25 protein-coding genes are annotated in these 23,623 nt (G+C 64.1%); 9 read left to right on the top strand and 16 right to left on the bottom strand.

Annotated features, from left to right (window positions below; all coding sequences use genetic code 11):
- Window positions 1–43 precede the first annotated feature (43 nt).
- Window positions 44–712 (bottom strand): peptide-methionine (S)-S-oxide reductase MsrA, encoded by a 669-nt coding sequence (msrA, locus tag Harman_RS12455; protein ID WP_137684121.1) that lies wholly within the window; start codon window positions 710–712, stop codon window positions 44–46.
- A gap of 90 nt (window positions 713–802) precedes the next feature.
- On the opposite strand from msrA, the gene Harman_RS21545 reads away from it, so the two are divergent.
- The 3 genes from Harman_RS21545 to Harman_RS12445 all read left to right on the top strand — a co-directional run bounded on the left by Harman_RS21545 (window position 803) and on the right by Harman_RS12445 (window position 1,652).
- On the top strand, window positions 803–973 hold the full coding sequence (locus tag Harman_RS21545; RefSeq protein ID WP_004591646.1) for a DUF7838 family putative zinc beta-ribbon protein: 171 nt from the start codon (window positions 803–805) through the stop codon (window positions 971–973).
- A gap of 68 nt (window positions 974–1,041) precedes the next feature.
- Window positions 1,042–1,245 (top strand): DUF7511 domain-containing protein, encoded by a 204-nt coding sequence (locus Harman_RS12450; RefSeq protein ID WP_137684120.1) that lies wholly within the window; start codon window positions 1,042–1,044, stop codon window positions 1,243–1,245.
- Window positions 1,246–1,283: 38 nt separating this feature from the next.
- Complete coding sequence (locus Harman_RS12445) at window positions 1,284–1,652, top strand: response regulator (RefSeq protein ID WP_137684119.1); 369 nt, start codon at window positions 1,284–1,286, stop codon at window positions 1,650–1,652.
- Here Harman_RS12445 and Harman_RS12440 read toward each other — a convergent pair.
- The 8 genes from Harman_RS12440 to Harman_RS12405 form a co-directional block, all read right to left on the bottom strand.
- The gene (locus Harman_RS12440) at window positions 1,649–5,533 is read right to left on the bottom strand and encodes a PAS domain S-box protein (RefSeq protein ID WP_137684118.1); all 3,885 of its coding nucleotides are present in this window, start codon (window positions 5,531–5,533) and stop codon (window positions 1,649–1,651) included. The two genes, Harman_RS12445 and Harman_RS12440, sit on opposite strands and share 4 nt — an antisense overlap.
- 76 nt (window positions 5,534–5,609) lie before the next feature.
- Window positions 5,610–7,031 (bottom strand): aminomethyl-transferring glycine dehydrogenase subunit GcvPB, encoded by a 1,422-nt coding sequence (gene gcvPB, locus Harman_RS12435; RefSeq protein ID WP_137684117.1) that lies wholly within the window; start codon window positions 7,029–7,031, stop codon window positions 5,610–5,612.
- Window positions 7,032–7,191: 160 nt separating this feature from the next.
- On the bottom strand, window positions 7,192–8,535 hold the full coding sequence (gene gcvPA, locus Harman_RS12430; RefSeq protein ID WP_137684116.1) for an aminomethyl-transferring glycine dehydrogenase subunit GcvPA: 1,344 nt from the start codon (window positions 8,533–8,535) through the stop codon (window positions 7,192–7,194).
- Window positions 8,536–8,643: 108 nt separating this feature from the next.
- Entirely contained in the window at window positions 8,644–9,027 is a 384-nt protein-coding gene (gene gcvH / locus Harman_RS12425; RefSeq protein ID WP_137684115.1) for a glycine cleavage system protein GcvH, read from the bottom strand.
- Window positions 9,024–10,115: a glycine cleavage system aminomethyltransferase GcvT gene (gene gcvT / locus Harman_RS12420; protein ID WP_137684114.1), complete on the bottom strand. Its 1,092-nt coding sequence runs from the start codon at window positions 10,113–10,115 to the stop codon at window positions 9,024–9,026. The genes gcvH and gcvT overlap by 4 nt, the downstream gene beginning before the upstream one ends.
- Window positions 10,116–10,224: 109 nt before the next feature.
- Window positions 10,225–11,142, bottom strand: a complete 918-nt coding sequence (locus Harman_RS12415) for a metal ABC transporter permease (RefSeq protein WP_394347821.1) — start codon at window positions 11,140–11,142, stop codon at window positions 10,225–10,227.
- A 107-nt stretch (window positions 11,143–11,249) separates the two neighbouring features.
- Window positions 11,250–11,987 (bottom strand): metal ABC transporter ATP-binding protein, encoded by a 738-nt coding sequence (locus Harman_RS12410; protein ID WP_137684112.1) that lies wholly within the window; start codon window positions 11,985–11,987, stop codon window positions 11,250–11,252.
- Window positions 11,984–13,015 carry a metal ABC transporter substrate-binding protein gene (locus tag Harman_RS12405; protein WP_200830891.1) on the bottom strand — a complete coding sequence of 344 codons (1,032 nt, stop codon included), beginning with the start codon at window positions 13,013–13,015 and terminating at the stop codon, window positions 11,984–11,986. The genes Harman_RS12410 and Harman_RS12405 overlap by 4 nt, the downstream gene beginning before the upstream one ends.
- Window positions 13,016–13,295: 280 nt before the next feature.
- Here Harman_RS12405 and Harman_RS12400 point away from each other — a divergent pair, with 280 nt between their 5' ends.
- Entirely contained in the window at window positions 13,296–13,742 is a 447-nt protein-coding gene (locus Harman_RS12400; RefSeq protein ID WP_137684110.1) for an NYN domain-containing protein, read from the top strand.
- Window positions 13,743–13,790: 48 nt separating this feature from the next.
- Window positions 13,791–14,636: a TatD family hydrolase gene (locus tag Harman_RS12395; protein ID WP_137684109.1), complete on the top strand. Its 846-nt coding sequence runs from the start codon at window positions 13,791–13,793 to the stop codon at window positions 14,634–14,636.
- Window positions 14,637–14,645: 9 nt separating this feature from the next.
- Here the strand turns inward: Harman_RS12395 and pstB are convergent, their stop codons facing one another.
- From pstB to Harman_RS12375, 4 genes are read right to left on the bottom strand one after another with little or no spacing between them, the layout of a single operon-like run.
- Window positions 14,646–15,545: a phosphate ABC transporter ATP-binding protein PstB gene (pstB, locus tag Harman_RS12390; RefSeq protein WP_137684108.1), complete on the bottom strand. Its 900-nt coding sequence runs from the start codon at window positions 15,543–15,545 to the stop codon at window positions 14,646–14,648.
- Window positions 15,546–15,548: 3 nt separating this feature from the next.
- Window positions 15,549–17,249 carry a phosphate ABC transporter permease PstA gene (gene pstA, locus Harman_RS12385; RefSeq protein WP_137684107.1) on the bottom strand — a complete coding sequence of 567 codons (1,701 nt, stop codon included), beginning with the start codon at window positions 17,247–17,249 and terminating at the stop codon, window positions 15,549–15,551.
- A gap of 19 nt (window positions 17,250–17,268) precedes the next feature.
- Window positions 17,269–18,201 carry a phosphate ABC transporter permease subunit PstC gene (pstC, locus tag Harman_RS12380; protein WP_137684106.1) on the bottom strand — a complete coding sequence of 311 codons (933 nt, stop codon included), beginning with the start codon at window positions 18,199–18,201 and terminating at the stop codon, window positions 17,269–17,271.
- A gap of 51 nt (window positions 18,202–18,252) precedes the next feature.
- Window positions 18,253–19,260 carry a phosphate ABC transporter substrate-binding protein PstS family protein gene (locus Harman_RS12375; protein ID WP_137684105.1) on the bottom strand — a complete coding sequence of 336 codons (1,008 nt, stop codon included), beginning with the start codon at window positions 19,258–19,260 and terminating at the stop codon, window positions 18,253–18,255.
- Between the two features lie 296 nt (window positions 19,261–19,556).
- Between Harman_RS12375 and Harman_RS12370 the strand changes: the two genes are divergently transcribed.
- A complete protein-coding gene (locus Harman_RS12370; protein ID WP_137684104.1) occupies window positions 19,557–20,555 on the top strand; it encodes a phosphate uptake regulator PhoU in 999 nt (332 codons plus the stop codon).
- Between the two features lie 53 nt (window positions 20,556–20,608).
- Here the strand turns inward: Harman_RS12370 and Harman_RS12365 are convergent, their stop codons facing one another.
- Window positions 20,609–20,980, bottom strand: a complete 372-nt coding sequence (locus Harman_RS12365; RefSeq protein WP_137684103.1) for a 30S ribosomal protein S8e — start codon at window positions 20,978–20,980, stop codon at window positions 20,609–20,611.
- Window positions 20,981–21,070: 90 nt separating this feature from the next.
- Between Harman_RS12365 and Harman_RS12360 the strand changes: the two genes are divergently transcribed.
- Window positions 21,071–21,511, top strand: a complete 441-nt coding sequence (locus Harman_RS12360) for a DUF2240 family protein (RefSeq protein WP_137684102.1) — start codon at window positions 21,071–21,073, stop codon at window positions 21,509–21,511.
- A complete protein-coding gene (locus tag Harman_RS12355) occupies window positions 21,511–21,855 on the top strand; it encodes a hypothetical protein (RefSeq protein WP_137684101.1) in 345 nt (114 codons plus the stop codon). The genes Harman_RS12360 and Harman_RS12355 overlap by 1 nt, the downstream gene beginning before the upstream one ends.
- Before the next feature lie 50 nt (window positions 21,856–21,905).
- Here Harman_RS12355 and Harman_RS12350 read toward each other — a convergent pair whose 3' ends face one another.
- Window positions 21,906–22,388: a hypothetical protein gene (locus Harman_RS12350; RefSeq protein WP_137684100.1), complete on the bottom strand. Its 483-nt coding sequence runs from the start codon at window positions 22,386–22,388 to the stop codon at window positions 21,906–21,908.
- Between the two features lie 119 nt (window positions 22,389–22,507).
- On the opposite strand from Harman_RS12350, the gene pyrF reads away from it, so the two are divergent.
- Entirely contained in the window at window positions 22,508–23,341 is an 834-nt protein-coding gene (pyrF, locus tag Harman_RS12345; protein ID WP_137684099.1) for an orotidine-5'-phosphate decarboxylase, read from the top strand.
- On the opposite strand, the gene Harman_RS12340 is transcribed toward pyrF, so the two are convergent.
- A complete protein-coding gene (locus Harman_RS12340) occupies window positions 23,342–23,542 on the bottom strand; it encodes a hypothetical protein (RefSeq protein ID WP_137684098.1) in 201 nt (66 codons plus the stop codon). It lies immediately after the preceding gene.
- Window positions 23,543–23,623 lie beyond the last annotated feature (81 nt).

The following is a 23,623-nucleotide window of genomic DNA, read 5'->3' as shown; positions in this document are numbered from 1 at the left end:
GGGCGAATCGTTGGGGCCGGAGCGGGACAGGGTATGCACGTGTTCAGAGTCGGCGGCGGACTTCCGAGAGCGCGGCCGGCGGGAGGTCCAACTGTGCGAACAGCGCCTCGCGCTCATCGCTGTCGCCGTGGCCGGCGACGAAGCCGTTGAGCCGGGCGGCGACGGTCGAATCGACGAACGCGTCGCCGTAGATATCTTCGAGTTCGTCGGCGACTACTGGCGTCGACCGGAGTTCGTACTTCTGATGGTAGTCCTCCGCTAGGTAGAACCGGTCGAGGGACTCGATGGGCGTCTCGACGGATTTCCCCGTCCTCGCTTCGAGAGCGTCCCGCGACTCCGCGGCGATCTCGCGCTGGCGGTCGTCGTGGACCAGCACGACGCCGCGGTACTGGCGCTTGTGCGGGGCCGAGAACGGGTCGTGGTTCGCCCAGACCACGTCCAGCAGGTCCTCGTAGCTCACCGTGTCGAGGTCGTACTCGACCTGCACGACCTCGGTGTGGTCGCCCAGCGAGTAGTAGCTGGGGTCGGGTTCGGTCCCGCCGGCGTAGCCGACCCGCGTCCTGACCACGCCCGCTATCGCGCCAAAGCGGGCGTCCGGCCCCCAGAAACAGCCCATGCCGAACGTTGCCGTCTCAGTTGCCGACGGCGGCAGTGATTCGGCATCGACGGCCAGTTCCGACGGCTGGGCCGGCTCGTACGCACCCTGTGTCATACTGGACTGTAGGCGTCCCAGCGGTTTGCCCCCTTCGACGCCCGGGCGGAACCGGGAAATTCAACTGTACCCCCGCGGAAACAACGCGATATGGGCCTCGAACTCGAACACTACTGTCCCGAATGCGAAGAGTACCGCGATTTCTGGAAGGTCGCGAGCACGACAATGCACCTGGGGACCAAGATCAAGTGGCACTGTCCGGAGTGTGACTACGGGTTCGTCCGCATCGACGGCGAAGTCGACACTGGACAGGCAGCATAGCTCTCCGGAGCGGTATAGAGACCTCTTAGCAGCCGTTTTAACCTGGCCCGGAGAGGTATCTGATACCGATGAGTCTCGATCCGGACGGTGCAGGAAACGCGACCGCTCAGCGATCACCGGACTCCCACGAGCTATCGATGACCGTCGTGGAGTACACCGACGAACCGGACCGCTGTACCGTGTCGCCGCGGGGGCTCTCCGGCGTCGCCAAGCTGTCGACGTGGATCACCGTCGACAGGGCGGTCGTCGTCGATCTGGACACGATGCGGTGACCGAGAGTTTTTACGGGGGTATCACGGATTTAGAACCGATGAGTATCGAGGTCCTACTGGTGGATGAGGACGTAGATGTCCTGGATATCGTCGGCACGTTTCTGGGACAGGAAGACGGGTTCGAAATCACGACGGAGGCCGACCCCGAGACGGCGCTGGACCTGGCAACCGATGGCGATTTCGACGCCGTCGTCAGTGACTACAAGATGCCCCGGCTGGACGGGATGGAGCTGTGTGCCGCGCTCAGGGACAACGACATCGACATCCCGTTCCTGCTGTTTACAGCCCGCGAACACGACGATGTCGCAGACGCCGCCGCGGAACACGGCGTGACTTCCGTCGTCCAGAAAGGGACTGGCACGGAGCAGTACAGTGTTCTCGCCGACCGGATCCGCGACGCGATCTAGGTATCGATCCGCGGTAGTTCCAGCGTGACGACTGCCCCGTCGTCCGGGCCGTCGGCGAACTCGACGGTGCCACCGTAGGTTTCAGTCACCCAGACGACCAGCCACAGGCCGAGGCCGGTCCCGTGACGGAGTTGCGTAATCGGTTCGTCGCCGGTCACCACGTCGAGTTCGTGCTGTGGAATCCCCGGTCCGTCGTCGGCAACTGTGATTGAGACGGTTCGCTGGTCCGCCTCGATATCGATGCGGACGGATGGATCCTCGCCGGCGTGTTCGAGGCTGTTTTCGAGGAGTTCGCCCAGAATCCGATGGAGTCGGCCGTCGCCCGCCGCGACCGGCGACTCCGGGAGGTCGGTCTCAATGTGGGCGGCGTGTTCGTCGCGATACGAGGACACGATATCCGAGACGGCCGCGGTCACATCGACCGGGTCCGTGCCGAACTGGTCGCGGCGAACGGACCGCTCCATGTCACGTGCCCGCTCGCTCAGGGACGCCACCTCCTCGGCCTTCCGCTGGAGCCTGTCGAGAATAGCGGTGCGCTCGTCGTCGTCGATGCGCTCTGCCAACGCGTCAGCCATCCCGAGGATGACAGTCAGGTCGTTCCGCAGATTGTGCCGGAGGACGCGGTTGAGCAGTTTCAAGCGGCGCTCGCGCTCCCGCTGGTCGGTGATGTCAGTGTAGATACCGAACCCGCGGACACTGTCACCGTCCCGGCTGTACGGCACGCCCCGGAAGAGGAAATCACGGAACCCTGTCTCAGTCATCAGTCGGAGTTCGGTCTGGAAGGGATCGCCGTTCGCCTGTCGGTCGTCGAACCGGGGCAGCGCATCGTGTGTGGTGTCCGGCGGTCGGAGCAACTCGGAGAGTGGCCGGTCCACCGCGGTGTCCTCGCTGTATCCGAACACCTCCGAGAAGGCCGGATTGACCGATCTGACGACCGACTCGTCCGCGACTGTCTCCGTCTCGATGACGGCGTCGGGTAGCGTGTTGAACAGGTACGAGAAGCGGTCGCGCTCGTCTTCCAGTTCCGCCCGCGCCTGCTTGAGTTCAGTCAGGTCCCGGACGACGCCGACGGTGCCACGGAACCGATCCGCATCGAGCAGTGAGACCTCGATTTCGGCCGGTCGCTGCTCCCCGGCGGCCGTTTCCAGCGTCGTTTCGAGCTGGACCGCTCCGGTCCCGCCCTGCCGGCAGAGGTCGCCGATCCGACAGTTGAACTCGTCGATAGCGTCCTGGTCGAGCACGAGACGGGGATGCTGGCCCAGCAGCGACGACTGCTCGTAGCCGAGCCACTCTGCCAGCGGCTCGGTGACCAGTTGGACTCGCCCCTCGTCGTCGAGGACGTACACCATATCACGGACGTTCTCGACCACGGATTCGTACCGAAGTAGGCTCCGTTCGCGCTCGACGCGGTCGAACGCGGCGGCTGCGTTGGACGCGAGAATCTCCGCGATAGAGACATCCGAATCGGTGAACTCGTGGCCCTGTCGCGCCCCGATGCTCACGACCCCGTGGTCGCCCATCGGGAGGTACATCGTCGCCGCGATGTCGTCGGTATCGTAGTTGTCGACCCGGTCGAACTCGTCGACGACCAGAGGCTCACCGCGCTGGAATGCCTTCCCGGGGAACCTCTCGTCAGCATCGTACACCGGCCGTTCCGGCACTTCGTCGCTGGCGGCGACCGGCCGGAGCGTGTCCGACTCCTCGTCGTACAGCCGGACCAGCGAGTGGTCGAATCCGAGATCCGACTCGGTCGCCTCGATGACCGTTTCGGCGACCTCTTCGGGCGTATGGGCCTGCATGAGTGACCGGGTCGTATCTAAGAGTCCGGATAGCGCCTCGTCGCGCCGTTTCTGTTCCGTGATATCTCGAATGACACCCGCGGTTCCGTCGAACCGTCCGTCGTCATCGTACAGCAGCGTCATATGATCCTCAGCGGGGAACTCGTTCCCCGATGCCTGCTGGATCGCCAGTTCGAACGACTCCTCGTCGTCGCGGTCCTCGAAAATCATCTCCTGGACGATGGATTCGGCGCGCTCGACGACGGCGTCGTCCTTGATGAAGCCGGTGTAGGAGCCGAGTAGCTCCGACTTGGAATAGCCCGTAAGCGCCGTCATCGCCTGATTGACGAACTCGAAATGGCCCTCGGAGTCGAGCGCGTACACGCCGTCATCCACCGCTTCGATAATGTTCTCGTACCGTTCGAGTTCGTCCTCGCGGTGGCGGCGTTCGAGTTCGCGGTTCACCCACTCGACCAGCAGTTCGATGAACGCCGTTTCGTTCTCGGAGTAGGGCGTTGCCCGCGGCGTTTCGTCTCCGAAACACAGCGTCCCGTAGGGCTCGCCGCCGACGGTGATGCGCCCGCCCACGTAGCAGGCGACACCGCTTTGCTCGTGGAGAGTGGCCCAGCCCTCGTCTTCGGCGTCAGCGATAGTAAGTAGCTCGCCGGTTTCCATGACCCGTCGACAGTAGGTGTCATCGAGGGCGGTTTCCAGGCCTGGTTCGAGCGCAGGGTGTTCGCCGGCCGTCGTTACTATCTCGTGGACTCCATCCGAAACACGGCTCAGGTAGCCAAACGAGAGGCCCAGCCGTTCCAGTCCGATTTCGAGCACGCGTTCGACGATTTCGGACTCGGAGAGTCCGCCCTCCATGGCGAGTTCTGTCAGCGCCCGGAGTGACTCATTGTTAGTTTCCAGCGCGCGCTCGCGCTCTTTCCGGTCGGTGATGTCCGTAGCGATAGCCACGATCCGAGGTGCCTGTGCGTCCCGTTCCTGAACGACACCGCGGGTGAGAATCCACCGCGTCTCGCCGTCAACGACGGTCCGGAACTCCGTCTCGAACTGGGCCTCTGGACCGCGGATCCGCTCGAACGCCGCGTGGAGCGACGCCACGTCGTCGGGGTGAACGAGCGACTCCAGTGCTTCGATATCGCCGTCGAACGCCGCTGTCGTCGTGCCAAGCAGTTCTGCAGCCGATTCGTCCAGCGCCACCGCGTCAGTCCCGAGGTTCCACTCGTAGACGCCGGTGTTCGTTCCGTTGAGGACTAGGTCGAGTCGCTGGTTCGTCTCTTCGAGCGCGCGCTCGCGCTCCTTCCGGTCGGAGATGTCCCGAAGCACGCCCGTACAGTACCAGCGGCCGTCGCGCTCGAAGTCACCGAAGGAGACGGCGACGGCCAGTTCCTCGCCGTCGGCGGTCACGAGCGGGAGTTCGAGGTACTCCCAATCGACGTTTTGCTCGCCGGTCCGCAGGTATCGGTTCAGCCCCTCGTGGTGGGCGCTGCGCAAGTGTTCGGGGATGAGTTTCACGAAGTCGTCGCCGACCAACTCAGCGCGGTCGTAGCCCGTCAGGTCGGCGAGTCCCGCGTTGGCGTAGACGATTTCGCTCTCGGCGTCGATAGTGACGACGGCGTCGGAGATGCTGCCAGCGATAGCGTCGAAAGAGTCGGCCAGCTCCGGGGGTAAGTCCGAGGACGAGGCACCACTGGTGGTCGCTAGCTCGTTCGAGCCGGTCGCAGCCCTGCCCGGCCGCTGTCGGCCCATCACGTCGAACACTCGGTCAGTTAGGTCAACGTCGCTCCGCGGGACGTACTCGGTGGTGTCCAGTTGCGTCGCGCGCGCGGCGACCACGCCGTCGGGGGCAGCAGTGGTGAGCACCACCGGGAGCGCGGCGTCCCGCTCGCGTATCGCCGCCAACACGTCCAGACCGGTTTCCTCGCCCGGTAAGTCCTGTTCACAGACGACAGCGTCGTAGGTTCGGTCGGCCAGTTCCGCCAGCGTGGCAGCCGCGGTGTCGACCCGCGTTACTGTGAACGACTCGTCACGGAGTGCTGTGTCCGCATCCCCGGCGGCACGGCCAACAGACAACAGGCTCGGCGTATCGGACATAGCGTAGTCTTGTGGGTGCTATTCGGTGGGTTGGCATATACGCTCGGGCGGAAGTATCAAATGTCGAAACGCGCGGCTACGTGTCGTCAAGCGCCTGCCAGGAGAGGCGAGGGTTTCGAGCCGCGGTCACCTGGTCGATGCGTTTCGCCGCCGGACGGGACGGGGCCTCGGCCAGTTCGGCGTCTGAATCGCCGGCGACAGCGTTGAACGCGGCCGCGAGCTGATCCAGCGAGCGTTTGGTCTCGCCCTCCGTCGGCTCGGTCATCAGCGCCTCGTCGACGATTTCGGGCCACTTCGTCGTCGGCGGGTGGACGCCGTAGTCGAGCATCCGCTTGGCCGCGTCGGCGGCGTCTTGCTCGCCCGCGCTGGCGACGAACTCGTGGTGGAACGGGCCGAAGGGCACCTCGTACTCAATCTGTTCGGCGAGGTAGTTCGCGTTGAGGACGGCCTTGGCGCTGGCGTCGCTGAGACCCTCGTCACCGAGTCGGGCGATGTAGGCGAAGGTCTTGACCAGCACCGGCCAGTTGCCGTAGAAGCCATGCACCTTCCCGATGGAGCTGTCCGGCTCGTAGTGTTCGTAGTTGCCGCCGCGCTCTCTGACGTGTGGGTTCGGGAGGAACTGGGCCAGCTCCTCGCGGACGCCGACCGGGCCGGCCCCGGGGCCACCGCCGCCGTGGGGCGTCGCGAACGTCTTGTGGACGTTGTAGTGCATCACGTCAAAGCCCATGTCACCGGGGCGAGCGCGCCCGAGCAAGGCGTTGAGGTTCGCGCCGTCGTAGTACAGCAGGCCGCCGGCGTCGTGGACGATATCGGCGATGTGTTCGATGTCGCGCTCGAACAGCCCCAGCGTGTTGGGGTTTGTGAGCATGAGCGCGGCGGTGTCATCGCCAACGGCCGCCTCCAGCGCCTCGATGTCGACACAGCCGTCGTCGCCGCTTGGCAGTTCCACGACCTCGTAGCCGGCCATCGCCGCCGTCGCGAAGTTTGTGCCGTGTGCCGAATCCGGAATGACAACCTCCCGTCGCTCGTCATCGTTGTGTTCGTGGTAGGCCTTCGCAATTTGAACCCCGGTGAACTCGCCGGCTGCGCCGGCCGGTGGCTGCAAGGTCACCGCGTCCATGCCGCCGATGCGACCCAAATAGTCCTGCAGGCGGTGACACAGTGCCAGCGTCCCCTGAACCGTTGAATCGGGCCGATCCGGGTGGATAGCAGCGTCCGCCCGCGCAGCCACGTCCTCGGTGAAGGAGGGGTTGTACTTCATCGTACACGAGCCAAGCGGGAACGGCCCGCTCTCGACGCCGTAATTCATCTGTGAGAGGCGCGTGTAGTGCCGTGCCAGTTCAGGTTCGGCCGGGTCCGGCAAGGAAAGGGCGTCCCGCGTCAGGTCATCGGGCAGCGGCGAGTCATCGACCTCGACGGTTTCGCTCGCTTTCTCCGAGAGCAACGGCTCGTACAGGTCGTCGCTGTCGTCGGTCCAGCGCGCCTGGTCGTATTTCACGCGAGACACCCCCGTGTCGAGCGTGACGCTCGTGGGACGCGGTTTGTCCCACGGTGTTTCGCCGAGTATTGCGAGGCGAAGAGACACCCCCGTGTCGAGCGTGATGCTCGTGGGACGTGGTTTGTCCCACGGTGTTTCGCCGGGCGCAGTGCGGCGAGTGTCATTTCGCCACCTCTCGGAACGCCGCCACGAACTCGTCTTCGGCCTCGGCTGTCGTCTCGGTCGCACACACCTGCACGAGGTGGTCGTCGACCGCGTGAACCGCGAAGCCCTCGTCCGTGAGGTCCCCGACGATGGCGCTGGCCGGCTGGTCCGTGCGGGCAAGGAACTCCCGGAAGTGGTGGTGGTCGTGGACCGGGGCCTTCACGCCGACGATGCCGTCGAGGCGGTCGGCCAGGTCGCGGGCGCGAGTCACACAGTCCTCCGCGAGGTCAACCAGTCCGTCCGGGCCAAGCCACGCGGCGTGCATGGCGGTCCGCAACGCGACCCACGCCTGGTTCGTACAGATGTTCGACGTGGCCCGCTCCTTGCGGATGTGCTGCTCTCGCGTCTGGAGCGTGAGCGTGTACGCGCGGCGGCCAGCTGCGTCCTCACTGGCCCCCACGAGGCGACCGGGCACCTGCCGCAGGTACTCCTCGCGGGTGACGAACATCCCCAGCCCGAAGCCGTAAGCGGTGCCGGTCCCCAGCGACGCGGCGTCGCCGACAACCACGTCGGCTCCGACATCGGCCGGCCGTTCCAGCAGGGACAGCGCAATCGGGTCCGAGCCGAGACAGAACAGCGCGTCGTGGTCGCCTGCGAGGTCACCGAGCGCGCCGAGCCGCTCCTCGATGACGCCCCGGACCGTCGGCGTCTCGGCGTACACCATCGCAGTGTCCCCGTCCACCTGTTCAGAGAGCGCTCCCACGTCGGCGACACCGTCCGTCATGGGATACGACTCGACCGTGAAGTCCGGCCCGTCGGCGTAGTTCGCCAGCACGGCGTGTTTGCCGTCCCGGAGGTGTTCGGGAACCAGAATCCGGTCGCCCGAGACCGACCGGACTCGCTGGGAGAGGGTCGCCGCCTCGCCCAGCGCCGTCGCGTCGTCGTACATCGAGCAGTTGGCGACATCGAGTCCTGTGAGTTCGACCAGCATCGATTGAAACTCGAAGAGGGCCTGGAGGAATCCCTGTGCGACCTCGGGCTGGTACTGCGTGTAGGAAGTCAGGAACTCAGAACGGCTGGCGAGGTCGTCAACGACGCTCGGGACGTAGTGATCGTAGTGGCCGCGGCCCAGAAATTCGGTGAGATCGGCGTTGCGCCCCAGGAGGCTGGCGACTTCCCGACGTGTCGCTCGCTCGCTCCGGGCGTCGATACCGAACTCGCCGTCGAAGGCGACAGCGTCGGGAACGTCGAACAGCGAGTCGATATCGTCGACGCCTACTGCCTCAAGCATCGCCGCGGTTTCTGTGGCCGTCTGCGGTGCGTACGGACTGCCTGTCGCGTGTGAGTCACTATCGCTCATTTGAGATCCACCCAGCAGCGCCGGGGTGACATGATAGAAGCAGCTAACGACCGTGTCCACATTAGAGTACTCCTTTCGGGCCTCTCGGAAGCCCACCGCGACCGACAGTCACTCGATCTGGTCGCGGTACTCGGCGGGTGAGAGCAGGTCATCGGGTTCGCTCTCGTCGTCGAGTTCGACTTCTAGCATCCAGCCCTCACCGAAGGGGTCCTCGTTCAGCAGTTCCGGTTCGTCGCGGAGTCGGTCGTTGACCGCCGTGACGGTTCCGGAGACCGGGGCGTACACGTCCGACACCGCTTTGATCGACTCCACCACGCCGAAGTCCTCGCCCGCAGTCAGGGTCGCCCCTTCGTTGGGCAGTTCGACGAACACCACGTCGCCGAGTTCGTCCTGTGCGAACTCGGTGATGCCGATTTCGGCGGTGCCGTCGGCGACGCGCACCCATTCGTGTGACTCCAGATATCGCAGGTCGTCGGGAACGTCGAAGCTCATCTGTCAAGGAATGGCGTGCTCCTGGTACGTGCTTTCTTCGGTTCACCGCGGACGACGACGCGAACGGACTCGTCGGGTTCGGCATACGCCGCCGGGACGTAGGCAAGTGCGATAGGCTTCCCGAGTGTCGGGCTCATCGTCCCGCTGGTGACGTGTCCGATAGCTTCCCCGTCCGGTGTCGTCACATCGTAGCCGTGGCGCGGAACACCGCGGTCTACGAGTTCGATACCGACGAGTTTCTCTTCGGGGCCGTCGGCGGCGACGCCTTCCAGCGCGTCCCGGCCGACGAACTCCGTATCGAGTTTGACAGTCCACCCGATGCCGGCCTCGTGGGGCGTTCGGGGCTCGTCGACGGGGTGGAACTCCTGGCCCGAGAGCAGAAACCCCATCTCCAGACGGAGGGTGTCGCGCGCACCGAGCCCGCAGGGCTGACAGTCCAGCGCACTCCAGACCGCCTCGGCGTCGTCCCACGGACAGAGTATCTCGAAGCCACGCTCGCCCGTGTAGCCGGTCCGGGCGACCAGCGAGTCGACGCCGGCGACAGTCCCGTCAGTGACCTCAAACTGGGATAGCGACCGGAGGTCGGCGTCCGTCTCGGCCGCCAGCAGGTCCGGCGCTTCGGGACCTTGAACGGCGAGCATCGCGTACTCCTCGGTCCGGTTCGTCACCGTGGCGTCGAGGTCACGGTCGTCCCGTTCCGTGAGCCACCGCTCGGTCATCTCCCCGTCGTGGCCGGCATTGGGAACGAACAGGAACTCGTCGGCCGCGTCCACCGGTAGGCGGTAGACCACGGTGTCGTCGAGCATAATCCCGTCCGCGTTAGTGATAGCCGCGTACTGGGCCTCGCCCGGGTCCAGCGCGGTCACGTCGTTGGTGGTCAGGCGCTGTGTCAGCGTCGCCGCGTCCGGCCCGTCCACGGTTATCTGTCCCATGTGGGAAACGTCGAACTTCCCGACCTCGCTCCGGACCGCCTCGTGTTCCACGCGAATCGACTCGAACTCGACTGGCATCTCCCACCCGCCGAAATCGGTAAACGAAGCGTCGGCACGTTCATGCACCGCCGAGAGCGGTGGTGACCGCAGTGACATACGCGGATACCTCGCGCCGCGTCGTCTTACCGTTTGGCCATCGCCGGCTCGATAAACCACATATCACGATAGCAAACTCCATCTCACGAGCACGACCGGCAAGGCCGGCTCAGTCGGTATCGTCGCCGCGGTCCGTCGATACGGGCGCCGGAGCCCGGTGATTCGAGCGCATCTGCCCGACCGATCGACGGGCTCGAACAGCGACTGTCACGGCCAGATACACCGCGATAGCGACCAGAACGATCGTTCCACCCGCAGCAACGTCGAAGAGGTAGGCCATCGTCACGCCGGTGATCGTGGCGAACTGGGCGGCAGCGACGGCGGCGACGACCGACCGCTTGAACCCTCGGGCTGTCGTGGCGGCTGCGACGGGGATTACGAGCATCCCGGCGACGAGAATGACACCCATTATCTGCATTGCCCCGACGACCACTACTGCGGTCAGGACCGCGAGTAACTGGTTGTACCGTGTCACGCTCAGACCGGCGGCGCGTGCCCCTATTTCGTCGAAGGTAACGTAGACGAGCGGGCGGTACGCGGCAGTGACACCGAGAGTGACGAAAACGCTCATCGCGAGCAAGATTGCCGCACTAGCCCTGGAAACGGTAGCGAGCGAGCCAAAGAGGTAGGCGTTGATACCGACGGCGATACCGCCGTCCGTCGCGGTCACGAGCACGCTCCCCACCGCGAACGACCCCGTCAGCACGATAGCCAGCGACGTGTCCCGGTACGCGCCGGCGTAATCGACGAGCGTCTGGACCAGTAGCGCGGCGACGCCGGCGACGATGAGCGCCGTCAACAGCGGAGGGACAGTGACCGCGAAGGCTGCGTTAACGAACAGGCCTGCGGCGACCCCGGCGAAGGCGGAGTGGGCCAGCGTGTCACCGATCATTGCCATCTCCCGGTGGACCAGAAAGCTCCCCACAAGCGGACCGATGAGCGCGATACACACCGCAGCGAGATACGCCCGTTGCATGAACGGTGACCCGAGCATGTCGATACCGGTCAGCGCGGACAGCGCGTCCATGCTCGTTCCCCACAGGTCATCGAGGACAACACCGACCAGTCGGTCGACTGTGCCGACCAGGACAGACACGAACACGACCAGGGGTTCGGTGGCTGGGAGGAACGCCATCAGTGGTGGTGTTGGACGACGGACTGAGAACCGCCGTACGCGTCAGCCAGCGCGTCGGTTTCGACGAAGGCCCCGGGATCGCCATGGAAGTACAGCTCCCGGTTGAGACAGGCGATCTCCGAGGCGTGGGTCGTGACGACGCCGATGTCGTGCTCGATGAGAACGACGGTGATGCCGTCAGCGTTCAGTTCGCACAGGAGGTCATAAAACGCCTCGCGGGACTCCGCGTCGACGCCGACGGTCGGTTCGTCGAGGGCGAGCAGGTCGGCTTCGGCCGCGAGCGCACGGGCGATGAACACCCGCTGGCGCTGGCCGCCGGAGAGCCGGCCGACGCGACGATCGGCGAGGTCGGCGATACCGACTCGGACCAGTGCACTGTCGATAGCCTGACGGTCGTCCTCGGTGAACCGCCCGAGCAGTCGCCGTGGATACCGCCCCATCCGGACTGCTTCCCGAACCGTCGTCGGCATCTCGCCGTTCGAAGCCGAGACATCCTGGGGAACGAAGCCGATCCGTTCGCCATGTGTCGATTCGTGGGCCGGATCCCCGAACAGCGTCACCGATCCGCTGTCGGGCCGACGCAGTCCGATAAGCAGTTCGAGCAGAGTCGTCTTGCCGGAGCCGTTGGGTCCAACGAGCCCCAGAAACGCCCCCTCGTCGACGCTGAGTGACACCCCGTCGACGACCGGCCGGTGCCCGTAGGCGAAGGTCACGTCAGTGGCTTCGATGACACTCATTGGGCTCCCAGTGCGCGCTCAAGCGTCGGAACGTTCACCTGTTCCATGACATCGACGTAACCCCAGTTCTGCGTGTCCCACTCGTCGGTCAACCCGGGCATTGCCGTCAGCGGCAGGACCGCCTCGGCGTCAGTATCCGCCACCAATTGTTCGGCGGCTTGCTGGGACTCCAGGGGGTCGGCACAGATGTACTGGAGGTCGTGTGTCTCGATGACCGCCTGTGCGTGGTCGATGTCCTGCGCTGTGGGCCGGTCGTCCGGGGAGAGTCCGGTGAGGGCCACCACCTCGATGTCGTAACGCTCCCCGAGATACCGAACCGAGTTGTGGCCGGCGACCAGCACGACGTGTGTCGTGGCCTCGGCGACTGTCGATTCGAGACGCTGGTGGAGGTCATCCAGGTCACTCCGGAACGCCGCGGCGTTGGTCTGATACGCGCCACCGCTGTCCGGGTCACTGTCGGCAAACCCGTCCCTGACCGTGCCAACGGCGTCTTTCACCCGAAGCGGGTCCATCCAGAAGTGCGGGTCCGCGTCCGAGTCGTGGTCGTGGTCGACATCCGCCGTCGCTTCCCCGTGGTGTGTCTCCTCGTCGTGGTGTGCAGTGTGTTCTCCCTCGTGGCCGTCGTCGTGTCCGCCGCCCGCTGACAGCAGGTCCACCTCGGCGGTCACGTCGATGGTCGACACGTCCGCGCCGTCGGCTTCGAGGTCGCCGGTGATGTCGTCGACCCACGGCTGGAACCCGTCCATACCGTGAACCAGCAGGTCCGCTTCGCGGATGTCCGTCCGCACGCTCGGTCCCGGTTCCCACCCGTGGCCGTGCTGTCCAATGGGAACGAGCAGGTCCGCTGTAGCGGCCTCGCCGGCCACTTGCGAAGCGATGTCCCCGAACACAAAAAACGTCGCCTGAGCGCTCACGGCGGTCGATTCCGGCTCGGAGCTGTCCGCTTCGCTACCGGTACACCCTGCAAGTATGCCTGTGCCCGCGGCTCCGACCGTCGCGGACAACAGCTGTCGTCTGGTGAATTCCATGCGCAGTTATTAATCTAGAACTCAGTTATAATAACTTTGGGTTTTTCAGTTGATGATATTATTAATTGTGTGGGGACGGCCACACTCGGAGACAGCGCGACCTGTTCGGGTACCTGTCGATCCCCACGGCCGGTACTGGCGAGTCCCCGCTGTTCGACCAATCGGGTGAAACTGCGTGGGACTACCGACCTGTCGAGGCTGTGACCGAGTTTGATATAGCGGATACCGATTTACACTCCGAAACGGCACTGATAAACGGACCGAGCAGGGAGTGGGGCGCATGGAGCTGTTTCGTCGGATATTCGGGGAGATAGACGCGCGGCGGCGCGTCGGCCTGTTCGTCGACGGCCCGAACGTGCTCCGGGAGGAGTTCGATGTCGACCTCGACGAGGTCCGGGACATCGCGGCCGAGTACGGTCCGCTGGCGATCACGCGCCTCTACGTCGATCAGAACGCGTCGCCGGGACTCATCCAGGCCGCCGAGGCCCGCGGGTTCGAGGTCGTGACGACCAGTGGCGACGTGGATGTCCGCATGGCCGTCGACGCGACGGAGGGCGTCGTCTCGGGCCAGATTGACGTACTGGCCGTCGCCTCACGGGACACGGACTTCAAGCCGGCGCTTGAGGTGGCGGCTCGGGAGGGGGTCAGGACCGTCGCCATCGCACCGGGCGAGTACGGGCGCTCCGATGCGTTGCGCAACGCTGCCGAGGACGCGGTGACGCTCTGAGAATTCCAGGACGCCAACTGTTTTTTCGGGCAGTGCCATTGGGCACGTATGGACATCGACGACACGCCGGTACTCGACAATCACCTCCACCTCGACCCGGTCAACGGCCGGAACGTCGAAGCGGCCGAGGAGTTCGCCGACCACGGCGGGACGCACCTGCTGGTGCTCAACAAGCCGTCCTGGCATCTCGTCGAGAAGGCAACGGATGAGGCGACGTTCCGCGAAGTGTTCGACCTCACTGTCGAGGCCGCCACCGCAGCGTCGGACGTACTGGACGGCCGCGCCTGGCCGGTCCTCGGGGTCCATCCGGCGCTGATTTCGAAGCTCGTCGGCGACGGCTACACGCCGCCAGAAGCGCGGGACATCATGCAGACTGGCCTCGACATGGCGGCAGAGTACGTCGCCGACGGCGAGGCACTGGCGATGAAGTCCGGCCGGCCACACTACGACGTGGACGACGCCGTCTGGGAGGCCTCGAACGAGGTGATGTGCCACGGGTTCGAACGCGCCGCCGACGTGGGCTGTGCAATACAGCTCCACACCGAGGGCGGCGAAGACTTCGAGAATGTCGCACAGTGGGCCGAGGAGCGCGGTCTAAACCGCACGCAGGTCGTGAAACACTATTCCGGGGGCCGGCTCTCCGGCCCGGTCAAATCAGTGCTTTCGGACAAGGACGAACTGGAGATTGCGGTCGAGACTGACGAGCCGTTCCTGATGGAAACGGACTATATCGACGACCCCGACCGACCCGGGGCGGTGCTCGGACCGAAGACCGTCCCACGGCGCGTCCGCTGGCTACTGGAAAACGGCCACGAGGACGCGGTTAGAACGGCACACGTCGAGACGCCGGCAGAGGTGTACGGCATCGACACGGAAGCGACGTTGCAGCGATAGCGAAAAACGTTACCCGAACTTGCCGGTAATGTAGTCCTCGACGCGCTGGCTGTCCGGATTCTCGAATATCTTGTCCGTGTCGTCGAACTCGACGAGTTCGCCGCCGGTGAGGAACACGGCGGTTTTGTCGGAGATTCGGGCCGCCTGTTGCATGTTGTGGGTGACGATAACGACAGTATACTCTTCGGCCAGTTCCTCAATGAGGTCCTCGATTTTCGACGTGGCAATCGGGTCAAGCGCCGACGCCGGTTCGTCCATCAGGATGACATCGGGGTCGACGGCGATGGCGCGGGCGATACAGAGCCGCTGTTGCTGGCCACCAGAGAGGTCGAGCGCGCTCTTATCCAGTTGGTCTTTGACCTCATCCCACAGCGCCGCACGCTTGAGCGCCGTCTCGACTTTCTCGTCCAGATTCTCGGTCTGGTTCTGAATCTGGAGGCCGTAGGCGACGTTGTCGTAGATGCTCTTGGGGAAGGGGTTGGGGTGCTGGAACACCATCCCGATGCGTCGCCGCAGCGCGACGGGGTCCACGTCGTCGTCGTAGACGTTCTTGCCCTCGAAGTAGAGGTCTCCCTCGACCCGCGCCGCGTCGATGAGGTCGTTCATACGATTGATACACCGCAGGAACGTGGACTTGCCACAGCCGGAGGGACCGATCATGGCCGTCACCTGCTTTTCAGGGATGGCCAGGTTGACGTCTTGCAGCGCCTGCGTCTCTCCGTAAAACACGTTCAGGTCGCGTGATTCGATGACTGGCTTCCCCGTCGTACCCGTGGTTTCGTTGGTCCCCTCAACGTCGATAGACTGTTCGACGAGGGGGTCACCTGACGGGTCCGGCGACGACGCAGCAGCTTCGGCGGTCGATGTGGACTCGGTACTCTCGTTGCTCGTCATCTCGTTCTCTGTCATGAATTATCCTGTTCGTTGATACCGATTCCGGATGACAATCGCTGTCGCGTTCATCACCAGCAACACTGCAAGCAGCGTCACCACGCCGGCGGCCAGCACGCCGTGGCGGAACGCCGGGTCCAGCTCCGACGACCACGTGAATATCTGCCGGGGCATCATGCTCGCCACGTCGAAGAAGCTGTTGGGGGCAAGCCGGACCGACGCCGCCGCCCCGATCATCAGCAGTGGGGCCGTTTCGCCGATGGCCCGACCCAGCGCCAGTATCGTCCCGGTCAGAATACCCGGAATCGCTTCCGGGAGGACGACCTGTCGAATCGTCTGCCAGCGGGTTGCCCCCATCCCGTAGGAGGCCTGCCGTAACGAATCGGGGACGGACCGAATCGCTTCCTGGGCAGAGATAATCACGATGGGGAGTATCAACAGGCCGACGGCAAGGCCGGCGACGATGACCGAGCCTTGTGGCCAGTTGAGAATCCGGATGAAAAGCGCCAACCCGAGCAGGCCGTACACGACCGACGGCACACCCGCGAGGTTTCCGATGTTGATCTCGATGAGCGTGACGAACTTGCCCATCAATCCCGTTGAGGGAGCATACTCCTCGAGATAGATTGCCGCCCCGACGCCGACCGGGAACGTGGTAAGCACAATCACAATGATCATCATCACCGATCCGACCATCGCGGGATAGATACCGGCATCAGCGGCGGTCCGCGAGGTCGCGCTCGTCAGGAACCCCCAGTCGAGCCAGGATTCCGGGCCGGCGAACCCGAGTACGCCGGTGACGACGCTGCCGACGGCCACGCCAAGCACGGCGATGACCGGGAAGGCGAGTCCGCGGACGCCCTCACCGCGACGGACCACGCCTTCGACGTAGACACCAAGCGGGAGGATGGCGAACGTGATCAAGAGCAGCCAGATGTCAGTCCCGATTCCGAGCAGCGGCCCGGCGACGACCCCTAGCACAGCAAACACTGTCGTTATCCCTACGACAGCCAGGCTGTCACGCCGCGAGTCGCGACGCTGTCCGACGAACCAGCCTGCCGCGCCGGCCACCGGAAGCACGAGCGTCAGGAGCAGCATGGCCCAGTCTGTGGGCACGAACGGGAGCAACATGATAGCCTCCCGGAGGCTAATCACGCGGTAGTACAGTCCGAAATCGAGGCCGAGCGCCGCGGCGGCGTCAGTGACGAACCAGTTGAACTCGGTGGGTGGCAGACCGAACACCGTGAGTATCGGGGCGAGAAACATTACGGCGAGGCGTTCGAGTGCCGCCTTCGACCGCAGTCGGCCATGTGCAACGATCAGCCCACCCGCCACCGCCAGCGAGATGAGAAGCGCAAACCATTCGAGGACTGAAAGCAGTTCGATGAACAGCACTGCAAACCCACCCGTGAGCAGGAGTCCAACGACCGGGAGCCCGCTCGTCACATACGCGACTTCGCCGGCCGGTTCGTCCAGTCGGTAGTAGTAAACGCCCAGTGCGGCCAGCGGGACCAGGACGGTCGCAGCGTAGGTCGCCAGCCACCCCGTATCCGCGGAAAGGGGCCGAAACGCGTCCTTGGCGACGAACAGCAGGAGCAACAGGACCGAGACGAGTCCGAACGCGGTCAGCGCGAGACAGGTCGCCTCGAAGGCGCGCCCACGCAAGTGGTTGACGTCGCTTTGCTCCCCGTGCCACCCTGTTTCAGGTTCTCGTGTTGCCATCAGTTCAGTCCCTCGTAGTTCATTCGTACTCCTCCCGGTAGCGCGCCGCGATACGGTTGCTCAGCAGGTTCAGCAGGAACGTGATAACGAACAGCGTCAGGCCGATGGCGAAGAGGCTCGTAAAGCCCAGTTGGCTGACGGTGTCGGCGCTGTTTATTTGAACCATCGCCGCCGTCATCGGCTGGTATCCCTGGTAGATGTTCGCGAGCGGGTCCGAGAGGTTCAGCATTCGAGGTCGGCTGCCGGCCGCGACGACGACAATCATCGTCTCGCCAATGGCTCGCGACAGCGCCAGAATGAACGAGGAGAAGATACCCGATGCCGCCGCGGGGACGACGACGCCGGTGGTCACCTCGAACTTCGTCGCGCCCATCCCGTAGCCGGCCTGACGCAGCGAGTCCGGCACGGCACTCATCGCGTCTTCGCTCAGGCTGGAGACCATCGGGATTATCATGATACCGACCATGATGGAGGCGCTGAGGATGTTGAACGTGTTCACCGGGAGTCCGATTGACTGGAGGAACGGCGTCACGTAAACCAGCGCGAAGATACCGTAGACAACCGTCGGGATACCGGCCAGGATTTCCAGCCCTGGTTTCAGCACTGAGCGCATCCGGCTACTGGCGTACTCACTGAGATAGACCGCCGCCGCAAGGCCGGTCGGGAGTGCGATCACGGCGGAGATAACCGTGACCAGGAGTGTCCCGCTCAACAGCGGAAGCAACCCGTAGACGTCCCGGCTGATGAGAAACTCCGTCCCGGTGAAAAAGTTAACCGGATTCACCAGCGTGAAGAACGTGATTGCGTCGCGTGCGAGCAACACCACGATACTGACGGTGACGAGAATCGAGGTGGCAGCACACATGAGCAGGACGTACCGATACATGCGCTCGCGTGCTGCACGCCCGCTCGGTCTGGACGTGATATCCGGCCCGGGCGTCTCGGTACTCATTGTGTTGTCTCTCGTAATTTCTCCATGTAAATAGTCCGATTCCGTGCTGGGTTAGCCGGCGATTTCCGCAAGCTTTTCAAGGTTTTTGTCGCGTTGCTCCGGGCTCGAAGGCACGTACCCGATCTCCTGCACCACATCGGTTTCGGCCTGTTCGAGGTAGAACTTGACGAACTCGTACACCGACTCATCCTGAAGGGCCGACTCAGCCACGTAGATGTACAGTGGCCGGGCCAGCGGGTAGGAGCCGTCTTTGGCGTTTGCCAGGCTGGGCGGCGTACACTCACCGCCGTCGCCGTTTTTGATTTCGACGGCTTTCACAGCCTCGGAGTTCGATTTGTAGTAGGCGAAGCCGAAATAGCCCATGCCGCCCTTGTTGTCACGGATCCCCTGGACGATGGTTTCGTCTTCCTCGGTGGGCTGGTATTCGGTCGTGTGTTTGGTGTCTTCGCCGACGACGTTCTCGTTGAAGTAATCGAACGTCCCCGAGGTCGATGCTGGGCCGTAGCGTTCGATTTCCATATCAGGCCACTCGTCGCGCACGTCCGACCAGTTCGTGACCCCGCCCTCGCTCCAGATCTGGCGCAGTTCCTCGAACGTCAGGCAGTCGACCCAGTCGGCGTCGTTGTTGACCGCAACCGTCAGCGCGTCCCCTGCGATCTCGAACTCGACCGGCTCGACGTTGTTGCTCGAACACTGCTCTATCTCGCCGTCTGTGATGGGGCGAGAGGCCCCATTGATGTCGGAGTCGCCGGGACAGAACCAGTTCTTGAAGCCGCCACCGCTCCCCGTGGAGTCCACCGTGACGTTGACACCATCGTGTTCCGACATGAACTCCTCAGCCATCGTGTCTGAGATGGGGAACACTGTGCTGCTGCCCTTGATAATGACTTGGCCCGAGGACCCATCAGACCCGCTTCCGCCGTCTGAGCCGCTGCTGTCGGAGCCATCACCATCTCGTCTCGTGTTCTGAACACAGCCGGCAAGTGCCAGTGCCCCAAGCGAGCCGGACCCTGCCAGAAAACGACGACGTGAGAGACCACCGGTCGGTGAATCTGTCATCACGTGAACGGAGATGAAGAGTGGATAAGTACCCTACTATTAGCCCTATAGCTGGATATAAATACTATATAGAAATATATAGGTATTTGAGCGGACTCGTACTACATCGTCAAACGGGTTTCTTGAGAGTGTATTCCGGTCGTAGTGGCCACTACTGGGTCTCGCTTCCATCACTGGTCCGCCCTCGTTGGCCACGTCCTTGTGTTGTGGCCACATGACAAAGAATGCCGTATTTTCGGCCGGTAGTATATAGTTAGGGCATCTTTTATGCACCACAAACGCTTATTACTAGTACTATGGAGACACGCAAAGTACAGCTGACGGGCGGGTCTACGTTTACCGTATCGTTGCCGAAAGAGTGGGCAACCGAAAACGGTGTCGAGACCGGCAGCATCGTCGAATTCTACGCCGAGGACGATCTGCTCCTGGTCTCGCCACAGCACGAGGACGATCACGTCGAGGGTACGCTTGACGTGACCGGGTTCGAAAACAAACACGAACTCACGCGGGCAGTAATGACGATGTACGTCAGCGGCTTCGACATCATCAGACTGGAGGCCCCCCGAATAACGGCTGAACAGCGACGGATCATCCGCGACGCCACACAGGGACTTGTCGGCCTGGAAATGATCGAGGAGACGGCTGACCGGGTCGTGCTGCAGGACCTACTTGATTCGTCGGAGCTATCGGTTCTCAACGCCATCACGCGCATGCGACTCGTGTCACTGACGATGCTTTCCGACGCCGTCGAGGCGCTCATCGAGGACGACAGCGACCTCGCAACAGACGTGATACAGCGCGATGACGACGTGGACCGGCTCTGGTACATGGTTTCGCGCGTGTTCCGCACCGTCCTGCGGAACCCGACGGCCGCCAACGAAATCGGCTTCCCACGCGAGACGGTGTTCGACTATCAGTCAAGCGCCCGCCAGCTAGAGCGTATCGCCGACCACGCCACCAAAATCGCCAGTCTTTCCCAGGAGATCGGTGAGATCACCGGTGAAACCGCCGATCTGCTCGACCAACTGGAAGCCGAGGCCACGTCGGTTCCCGAAACGGCAATGGACGCCCTGTTGGCCGACGACAACGACGAGGCCGTCGAATTAGCGAACGAGGCCCGCGCCCGGATTCCCGACGTGGACGAAACGGCCCGCGAGGTCGACGGGAAGGTCAGGGACCTCGACCCACAGAGCGCGCAGTTGCTCGGCCGCGTCGTCGACTCGCTGTCCCGGACCGCAGACTACGGTGGCAACATCGCCGAGAGCGCGCTGCAGAAAGCCGCGCCACGACCCTGATAGCTGTCGCTCCGTAGTCCCAGGACGTTTTGAGAAGACAGTCGCTCGTTACGTTACTCGACCAGCACGGCGTTGACCTGGCCGTGCTGTCCGGGACGGGAGGTCACGCGGGCGCGCCCTTCGGAGGTCTCGATGATTGCGCCTTTCGTGATGATGTTCCGTCGGGCGTAGTTCGGGTTCGACGGGTTCTCGACGACGTTCTCGATAGTCGCTTCGACGGTTTCCGCGCCGTCAGCGATGCTCGCCACGTTGGTCTGGACCGCACGGACCTTCTGGGTGTTGCCGCGGGCGTCGACGGTCTTCAGCCGCTGTTCGCCGACCTGGGCCTCGATGGTGTCTTTGCCCAGTTCGTGTTTCTTCTTCTTGTGGTTCGGTCGTCGGCGGCCGCCTGTCCGCTTGCGAGGGGAGCGTCCCTGGTCTTTCATACGGGAAGGAAGACCCAGCGGCTACTTGAACCGTTCGATGCCGACTCGCCATCGAAATCGTTACCCCCGCGCCGACCGGTTGTGCTGACGATGAGTCTGAAGACGGCCGTCGCCGCACCCTTCCGTCAGCGCGGGACCGACCGGATGGCGGAAAGCGAGTTCGTCGTTGCGCTCTCGCTGGACCGGAACTGGTTCTCGCCAGACCAGGCCAAGACGTTAGTCGACGTGGCCGCGAGCGAGGGGTTAGTCGAGCGAGACGACGACGACCTGGTCGTCGCCTTCGACGCGACACACACCGACATTCCCGACGGGTTCACGCCGGGCGAGGAGATCCTCCAGTCGCGGTCGACGTTCGAGCGGGTGCTCGATGCGGTCGTCGAGGCCGGCATCGAGAAGCAGACCGCCGTCGCCGGTATCAACGCCCTCCAGTCCGACATCGGCGTGACGCTTGAGGCCGCGGCCGTCGTGTACGCACGGAGTGAAGACATTGCTGTGGACGACATCGCCGCGGACGTTCGGGAGGACCTCTGATGGTGAAAGACAGGATTGCTGACGGCCGGCGCATCGGACAGCTACTCGCCTCGGAACTGACCGGGCTCCAGCGCGGGCCACTCTCCGATGTTTCTGTCGTCGATGCCGACAGGGACGTGGAACCGACGCCGGATGGAGCCTTCGCCTACCGAGTGACAGCCGACGACACCGAGGTAGCCGTCGTCGAGGTGACACCGGAGACGGCCCGACTAATTCTAGAACAGGAGCCGGCGGGTGTCCCGGAGCGTGATGACCTCTCCGTCGACGGGACGACCGTCGTTGCACACAGCGGTGCGGCGGTGAAAGCCGCGGTCGACGTACTGGAGCAGACACTCTCGGAGTAGGGTGGTTTTTCTGACCGGGAGAACTGCGTGGCGGAGGCTTCGGTTTGCGGCTAGTGACGACTCGGCTCGGCGATCGCTGCAGATGTCCACGCGACGAACCCGGTGAGGATGAGGACGGAGCCGACCACAGACATCGTGGCGGCGATAGCAAGCACCAGCGTCGGGAGTCCAAGCGGCGTCCCGGCGGCGAGGACAATCGGTGTCATGGTGATACAAAGCGAGCCAAGCGCGACGGCCCGGCGCTGTGTCGCCGACAGGTCGATTCCGAGGTGGAACAGCGACCCTTGGTCCGGGTCGGGCGCGGCGAGGCCGAGACACAGCAGCGGGACGCCGATGAACACGAGCGTCGCGGCGACGGCGGACGACCAGAACAGCCACTGTCCGGACGCGGGCGCGAGCGACAACAGCGCGCCGACGGCGACGAGCGCGACACCGCCGACAAGCCCGAACTGTCGGAGCCGTGGGTCTTCCAGCGCATCGCTCAAATCTGGGAGCGTCTCGGCCACGTGGCCGACATCCATGAAGCGGTCCATGAGCGGTCTTGCGCCCGCGCTGTGAAATAGCCAGGGGGCCGGAGTATCAGATGTGATTCTGCTGTAGCGGGCGACGCCAGAGGGAAACGCTTGTATCGCTGCTAGCCGGCGCAGTATCTATGCACTTCTTCGACCGTCTCGCGGACCGCATCGCGGCCGCCGACAGCGTGGTGTCGGTCGGGCTCGACCCGGACCCCGCCCGCCTCCCGGACAGCGTGCGGGACGCCGACCTGCCGCGCTGGCAGTTCAACCGCCGCATCATCGACGCGACCCACGAGCACGCCGCCTGCTACAAGCCAAACGCCGCCTTCTACGAGGACCCCGACGGCTGGCGCTCGCTGCAGGAGACCATCGCGTACGCACACGGGAAGGACGTACCCGTGCTGCTGGACGCCAAGCGGGGCGACATCGGCAACACCGCACGACAGTACGCCCAGATACTTGATGACGATGAGGGGCCGGCGGCCGACGCCATCACGGTCAACCCATTCCTCGGGCGGGACTCGCTTGAGCCGTTCCTCCAGCGCGCAGATAAGGGCGTGTTCGTCCTCGGGCGGACATCCAATCCCGGCGGCGAGGACCTCCAGGACCTCGAACTGGCCTCCGGCGAGAAGCTATACGAGCGCGTGGTCCACCTCGCGGACCTCTGGAACGGGAACGGCAACGTCGGGCTGGTCGTCGGCGCGACCAACCCCGACGAACTCGAAGAAATCCGCGAGCTAGTCCCGGACATCCCGTTTCTCGTCCCCGGCGTCGGTGCACAGGGTGGCGACGCCGAAGCGGCGGTCGAACACGGCCTCGCGGACGGCGTCGGCCTCGTCAACTCTTCCCGGGGTATCATCTTCGCCGGCGAAGACGCCGACACGCGCCGCGACGACTCCGGCGACGCGTTCTTCAAGGCCGCCGGGCAGTCGGCAAAACAGCTCAAAGAGCGGTTGAATCAGTTCCGCTAATCAAAACCGGTACGTATCCACGCCGTCGGGCATATTTTCTGACGGGACGCGGTCGCTCGGCCGGCCGACCTCCGCGCCACACTCGACGCACATGCCGGTGTCGTCGTCCCAGTGGCGGTCACAGACGAGCCGTCCACACCTGTCGCAGTTGTGGTCCACGTCGGGGCGTTCACAGAGTTCACACAGTCCGGCTACGCTCATGCCAGTAGTTAGCACGCCGATATGTTTGAATCTTTGGCGAACGTGGCCACGAAGTATTTCCCCGTGGGCATTCCTATTTGT

Origin of the sequence: Haloarcula mannanilytica (assembly GCF_005406125.1) — an archaeon.
In the GTDB taxonomy this organism is placed as follows: Archaea; Halobacteriota; Halobacteria; order Halobacteriales; family Haloarculaceae; genus Haloarcula; species Haloarcula mannanilytica.
This window is presented reverse-complemented; position numbering and strand designations above follow the sequence as displayed.

Excerpts from the sequence above, each read along its gene's own strand:
- msrA (WP_137684121.1), bottom strand. The coding sequence starts at position 712 with ATGACACAGGGTGCGTACGAGCCGGCCCAGCCGTCGGAACTGGCCGTC.
- Harman_RS21545 (WP_004591646.1), top strand. The coding sequence starts at position 803 with ATGGGCCTCGAACTCGAACACTACTGTCCCGAATGCGAAGAGTACCGC.
- Harman_RS12450 (WP_137684120.1), top strand. The coding sequence starts at position 1,042 with ATGAGTCTCGATCCGGACGGTGCAGGAAACGCGACCGCTCAGCGATCA.
- Harman_RS12445 (WP_137684119.1), top strand. The coding sequence starts at position 1,284 with ATGAGTATCGAGGTCCTACTGGTGGATGAGGACGTAGATGTCCTGGAT.
- Harman_RS12440 (WP_137684118.1), bottom strand. The coding sequence starts at position 5,533 with ATGTCCGATACGCCGAGCCTGTTGTCTGTTGGCCGTGCCGCCGGGGAT.
- gcvPA (WP_137684116.1), bottom strand. The coding sequence starts at position 8,535 with ATGAGCGATAGTGACTCACACGCGACAGGCAGTCCGTACGCACCGCAG.
- gcvH (WP_137684115.1), bottom strand. The coding sequence starts at position 9,027 with ATGAGCTTCGACGTTCCCGACGACCTGCGATATCTGGAGTCACACGAA.
- gcvT (WP_137684114.1), bottom strand. The coding sequence starts at position 10,115 with ATGTCACTGCGGTCACCACCGCTCTCGGCGGTGCATGAACGTGCCGAC.
- Harman_RS12415 (WP_394347821.1), bottom strand. The coding sequence starts at position 11,142 with ATGGACGCGCTGTCCGCGCTGACCGGTATCGACATGCTCGGGTCACCG.
- Harman_RS12410 (WP_137684112.1), bottom strand. The coding sequence starts at position 11,987 with ATGAGTGTCATCGAAGCCACTGACGTGACCTTCGCCTACGGGCACCGG.
- Harman_RS12405 (WP_200830891.1), bottom strand. The coding sequence starts at position 13,015 with ATGGAATTCACCAGACGACAGCTGTTGTCCGCGACGGTCGGAGCCGCG.
- Harman_RS12400 (WP_137684110.1), top strand. The coding sequence starts at position 13,296 with ATGGAGCTGTTTCGTCGGATATTCGGGGAGATAGACGCGCGGCGGCGC.
- Harman_RS12395 (WP_137684109.1), top strand. The coding sequence starts at position 13,791 with ATGGACATCGACGACACGCCGGTACTCGACAATCACCTCCACCTCGAC.
- pstB (WP_137684108.1), bottom strand. The coding sequence starts at position 15,545 with ATGACAGAGAACGAGATGACGAGCAACGAGAGTACCGAGTCCACATCG.
- pstA (WP_137684107.1), bottom strand. The coding sequence starts at position 17,249 with ATGGCAACACGAGAACCTGAAACAGGGTGGCACGGGGAGCAAAGCGAC.
- pstC (WP_137684106.1), bottom strand. The coding sequence starts at position 18,201 with ATGAGTACCGAGACGCCCGGGCCGGATATCACGTCCAGACCGAGCGGG.
- Harman_RS12375 (WP_137684105.1), bottom strand. The coding sequence starts at position 19,260 with ATGACAGATTCACCGACCGGTGGTCTCTCACGTCGTCGTTTTCTGGCA.
- Harman_RS12370 (WP_137684104.1), top strand. The coding sequence starts at position 19,557 with ATGGAGACACGCAAAGTACAGCTGACGGGCGGGTCTACGTTTACCGTA.
- Harman_RS12365 (WP_137684103.1), bottom strand. The coding sequence starts at position 20,980 with ATGAAAGACCAGGGACGCTCCCCTCGCAAGCGGACAGGCGGCCGCCGA.
- Harman_RS12360 (WP_137684102.1), top strand. The coding sequence starts at position 21,071 with ATGAGTCTGAAGACGGCCGTCGCCGCACCCTTCCGTCAGCGCGGGACC.
- Harman_RS12355 (WP_137684101.1), top strand. The coding sequence starts at position 21,511 with ATGGTGAAAGACAGGATTGCTGACGGCCGGCGCATCGGACAGCTACTC.
- Harman_RS12350 (WP_137684100.1), bottom strand. The coding sequence starts at position 22,388 with ATGGACCGCTTCATGGATGTCGGCCACGTGGCCGAGACGCTCCCAGAT.
- pyrF (WP_137684099.1), top strand. The coding sequence starts at position 22,508 with ATGCACTTCTTCGACCGTCTCGCGGACCGCATCGCGGCCGCCGACAGC.
- Harman_RS12340 (WP_137684098.1), bottom strand. The coding sequence starts at position 23,542 with ATGAGCGTAGCCGGACTGTGTGAACTCTGTGAACGCCCCGACGTGGAC.